The sequence below is a fragment of the Streptomyces exfoliatus genome, assembly GCF_000725545.1.
Taxonomy (GTDB): domain Bacteria; phylum Actinomycetota; class Actinomycetes; order Streptomycetales; family Streptomycetaceae; genus Streptomyces; species Streptomyces exfoliatus.
The window spans coordinates 1-4,621 of the sequence record NZ_JNZP01000067.1 but is presented as its reverse complement, the minus strand read 5'-3'; the positions used below and the strand labels follow the sequence as shown (position 1 = coordinate 4,621).

Annotated in this window: 5 protein-coding genes; 3 read left to right on the top strand and 2 right to left on the bottom strand. The window is 67.6% G+C overall.

Translation table 11 applies throughout. The annotated features are described in order from the left end of the window. The first annotated feature begins 237 nt into the window (after window positions 1-237). The 3 genes from IO20_RS40900 (at window position 238) to IO20_RS0133985 (ending at window position 2,181) form a co-directional block, all read left to right on the top strand. A complete protein-coding gene (locus IO20_RS40900) occupies window positions 238-654 on the top strand; it encodes a hypothetical protein (RefSeq protein ID WP_030557088.1) in 417 nt (138 codons plus the stop codon). Between the two features lie 238 nt (window positions 655-892). Next, entirely contained in the window at window positions 893-1,744 is an 852-nt protein-coding gene (locus IO20_RS0133990) for a hypothetical protein (RefSeq protein ID WP_157850869.1), read from the top strand. Between the two features lie 2 nt (window positions 1,745-1,746). Further along, the gene (locus IO20_RS0133985; RefSeq protein WP_037636989.1) at window positions 1,747-2,181 is read left to right on the top strand and encodes a hypothetical protein; all 435 of its coding nucleotides are present in this window, start codon (window positions 1,747-1,749) and stop codon (window positions 2,179-2,181) included. Between the two features lie 38 nt (window positions 2,182-2,219). Here IO20_RS0133985 and IO20_RS0133980 read toward each other — a convergent pair whose 3' ends face one another. Together IO20_RS0133980 and IO20_RS0133975 are read right to left on the bottom strand one after the other, a co-directional pair. After that, window positions 2,220-2,996: a hypothetical protein gene (locus tag IO20_RS0133980; RefSeq protein WP_030557093.1), complete on the bottom strand. Its 777-nt coding sequence runs from the start codon at window positions 2,994-2,996 to the stop codon at window positions 2,220-2,222. Between the two features lie 305 nt (window positions 2,997-3,301). Continuing rightward, window positions 3,302-3,688 (bottom strand): ATP-binding protein, encoded by a 387-nt coding sequence (locus tag IO20_RS0133975; protein WP_030557095.1) that lies wholly within the window; start codon window positions 3,686-3,688, stop codon window positions 3,302-3,304. Window positions 3,689-4,621 lie beyond the last annotated feature (933 nt).

The window sequence follows — 4,621 nt, the reverse complement described above, 5'->3', positions numbered from 1 at the left end:
CGCCGCTCCGGAGCCGGGTCCGATGTGTCGCCCCAGCGGTTCAAATCAAGCCCCGGCTCTGCCTCGTCCGTCATGGCGCCAAGATACGGAGGTTGCTGCAGGCCGTCTCAGGATTATCCGGACGGGAGCACAGACGACACCCATCGCCGTACTCGAACGTTTGGCTGCGGAGGAATCCCCCTGGTCGTCCGTTGATCGGGATGGCAGGCTCTGCTTCCACTCGAAGGGAGCTCCGCGATGACCGACAAGCCGGAGACGGAACGCGTCGACTGCACCGACTGCTTCGCCCTGCCGGGCCCCGACCACACCCGCATCATGTACGTGAAGACCGGCGGCGGGATCAGCGAGACCTGGCACACCCCCGACTGCCCGGCCCTGGCGATCATGCAGATCAACATGGCGGAGGGAAGCAAGCGGGTCCGGGAGCGGGACGCGTGGGCCCGGGGTGTCTTCCCCGCCGCGCACGAGCGGCTCAGGAAGGCCGCCGCCGCGCTGCCTGCCGGCACTGCCGCGCAGCCCTTCGCCGATGCCCTGAGCGAGCTGGTCCAGGCGCAGGCCGACGCCACCGGCTTCGTCGTCCTGCACCGCTGGGCGGAGATCCTGGAGCGGCACTTCCCGCCGGAGTTCCCCGACCCCGACCGCCCCAGCGCGTAGCCACACCAACGCCGCCGTCTCCTTCAGAGCCCCGGATACGACCCTGACGCCGGCTGAGCCGGTGCGCCGGGTTCAGCCGGTCCTGTGCATCGCTCGTTGGGGCCGCATGTCGCCGAAGGTTCCCGCCGGTCCCGCGGGCCTTGATGTACTGGACCGTCGGAGCTGGACGAAGGCAGGGGAGCGGGACGTTGGCCGGGTACAGCAGGGGCTCCACCCCCGAGCCGAAAGGCGCGTGCGGATGAGGGACTGGAGCGATTTCGAGTGGGTGGTGTGGCGCCTGGAGGTCCAGGACCCAGCGCAGCGCGCGGGCGAGGATCCCGGCCTGGACGAGCGCACCAAAGAGACGATGACGGAGCTGGCAGCCTCGCTGGGCTGCGTGTACAAACACTGCGTCGACACCGACACCTACCCCGACGGAACGCCCTACTACGCCTGGTGGGTCCGCCTGCCCGCGGCCGAGCACGCCCGACTCGGCAAGGACGGCCTCCCGCCGGCCATCGGCCCCCTGCACAAGTACCTGACCACCCAGCTTCCCGGCGGCCTGAAGTGGGAGATCGCACCGGACCGCGAGTACACGCTCGACGACGCCGGCAGCGCCGCCATGCGGGCGGCCTACGACGATCTGATCGCTCCGTTCGAGCGGGCCCTTATGCCGCTGCGCCGGGACGGGGCCGACGCGCTCGTTCCGCGGGCGAAGGTCTGGAAGTGGCAGGAGAACCTCCTGGCCGGCACGTTCGACCTGTGGCTGTGCAACGATCCGGACCGCCCGCACACCTGGCTCGTGGTCACCGTCGGCCTGTGGACCGAGCCGCAGCTCTTCGACGAAGAGCCCGCCGCCCGCCTGGGCCACTTCGACTTCACCCCGCACCACCCGCTGCTGTTCCTGCCCCGCCCGCCCGGCCCGGCGACCTTCACCGCCCGCGCGGAATCCGGCCCGTTCCCCAGCCAGAGCAGCTCCAGGCCGAAGACCCCCGGCGCCATCGGGACAGCTCACCAGTGGACGGCCAACGACCCCGACGTCCTGGCCGAGCGAGTCACCCACGACCTCAAGCTGCTGTGGCCGCACCTCACCGGCCCGGAAAGGCGCTGACGATGGCCTCGTACGCGAAGGACCCGCGCTGCACCGCCATGGCAGAAGCCCTCCTACCCCTCCTGCGCCGCAACTGCCCGGAAGGCGGCGGCGGATACGGCGGCTCGTACCAGGTGAACCTGGATGACGAGGAAGCTGTCGGACTGGGCGGGGTGGAACTGATCCGGGCCGCGATGCGCAAAGCGGCCCGGCAGCTGGACTGGAAGGTCACCACGATCGGGATGATCGGCACCCGTCACGGCACCATGGTCGTCGTCCAGGACACCCGTGAGGTGCCCGAGGAACACCAGGCCGCCGTCAACGAGGCCATGAACGACCGGATGCGCGCCGCGCTGCACAAAGTGTGGGGCGAGCCGGGCCCGGCCCCTGTCCAGCGCGGCTCGGTGGCCTTGATGACTCAGGAATTCCGCGCGGCCGTGGCCACGGGCAGCGCCTGACGCTGTACTGTCCGGGCCCCCGCTGCCGCGTCACCCGCCTACTTCTTTCGGATGCTCCCAGTGGAGATCCAGTGGACCAAGACTGCAGCGGTGTGCACGGCCGCCTCTGCGGCCTCTTGAGCCATGGGAGCTGTGGTAGGTCCTCCCTCGTGGCGATCCCGCTGTCCGTGCCATAGCAGGCTGATCATTGCCACGACCGCGTCAATATCCGCAGGTGCCCCGGTCTTGTCGGCGATGACCATCTCGTACTTGTGTCGCCCTTGGTCCAGGTGAGAACGCACTTTGCCGAGGGTCGGTTCGGGTGCGTTGGGAAGAAACAGCGGGTTGGCGACGGCCTCGACAGCCTTGATGGCACGTGCGTAGGCGGCACTCGGATCGGGCTTGAGCCCATACACCTCACTGAACGCCGCCCGGAGATGGTCGCCCGCCGTCTTGGCCTTTTCAGCCCCTGCTTCGACGGCTTTGGCGTAGGTGGCGTGGAGGGTCTCGTCGATCCGGTGCTCGAGCCCGCTGCAGTCTTCAGAAACCGCAAAAGCCGAGTCGCCCTCGCGCAGAATGCCTTCCAGATGCTGGGCATAAGAATCGACGGTTCGCCGAGCATGCCAGTCCCCCTGCGTTGCCTGGTGGAGGCAGCCCAGCGTTGCGTCGATGACCTCCAGGCGCAGCATCGGATTCATCCGATCGTTCAGAACGGACAGTTCGGCGGAGGGATCACGGCTCTGAAGGATCTTCGACGGTAGTTTCAAGCGCACCGCCACGGGAGTCGCCATGCCGTAGCTACGCAGCACGTCGTACAACCAGTCGCGGATTGGCACATCGATGTGGTCCGGTATGCCCTCCGCCCATAGGGGCTCTGGCTCGGTCTTCCCTGCCAGACGGTCACTCAGCCGTCTCCATCTGCTTGTCACCTGGCGACTGTAAGGGCCTGCTCTGACAACTAGGGCGGAGTTTCTAGGCAAAGCGCAGAGGCAACCCTGGGCGGACCGGACGGCCCGACGAGTTCACAACTCAGAGGCCGGCGTCCCGGGCACGTCACCCGTTCGGCGTCGTGCCCGAAACGCTCTGACAGGCGCGGCTCCAGCCGGTGGGTCGCGTGCCGGATGTGCCGGTGCTGTAGGCGTTACCGGGCGAGGAATGCGCTGACGGTTTTGCCTCCAGTCGGCTGGCGGGTGACGGCGGTGGTGTGGGCGAGGCGGTTGACCATGGGCCAGCCGAAGCCTCCGGTGCCGTCGTTCAGGTCGGGTGTGCGCATGCGCGGCACCTGCGGACTGGGGTCGTGTACGGCTACCTCGATGCTGTCCGGGTGCGCGGTCAGGTTCAGGGTGCAGGTGCCGCCGCCGTGGCGCAGGGCGTTGGTGACGAGCTCGGAGACGACCAGGACCACCGTCTCCGCGGCTTCGGATGCGAGCGCGGGTACGAGACCTTCGAGGAACTCCCGGGCGCTGTCGCGTGCACCGGCGATGGATGTCGTCGAGGGGAGGGCCACATTGACGCGCGTCGTGTCCAACGGGGCACCCCTTTGGATCGTTGATGACGGGTCCTGCCTGCCTGGAGCTTGTGCCCCGGCCGGGTCACGTCAACCCGGCCCGCTCCCGAACCCATCACTGTTCGAGGGCGAATACCTCCCCATCGAACACGCGAAAATCTATATCCGCTGGAGTAGACATTGGGTGGTGGCGTGGTTATGGTTTCTCTCGTAGCCCAGAGAGACAGCAGGGCCTGGCAGACACGAACTGCCAGCCAAGTGGTACCAGCAGTACAGGTAGTTGCAGTTCGCAGGACGGTGCGGTCGTGGAGTGTCGAAGCCAGGGTGGTTGCAGGACGGCGACGGGACTGACGGCCGGACCGGGTGGCCCGCAGTGATCAGGGGCCGCCACAGCGGGACCGCGGTCATGTCAGAAGCGGTACCCGTGAGTGCAGTGCGCAGTACCCAGCAGTGAAGTCAGTGAGCAGCACCTCGGTGAAGGCGTCGGCTGCGGGCGCGCGCACCGGGAAGTTCGGCAGTGGGGTTCTAAGCCAGAGCAGACGCAGGACGGGCAACGGGGCTGGCTGCCGGAGCGTGGCGCTGTCACAGGCCACTGAGCAGTTCGCATTACCCGCAGTACGCAGTACCAGCATTACCCGCAGTACGCAGTACCAGCACTACCCGCAGTTCGCAGTATCAGCAGTACGCAGTACCCCAGGTAGAAGTTGATCGCCGAGGGAAGAACGGAGGAACGGAGCACCATCAGGATCGCCCGGACGGATGTCTTGAGTCCGGGTACCGCAGGACATCGATAGTGAGGTGGTCTCCGGTCAAGCAACCGCGATCCCCGCACTCCCGACAGTGTCTCGGTCGGGTAGGCGGACACAGAAGGCCGGCGCGGTATCAGGGTCGGCACGTGGTGTAGAAGTTCCTTCGGGGCCCTGGTGCCGTACGGCACCAGGGCCCCTCCACGCG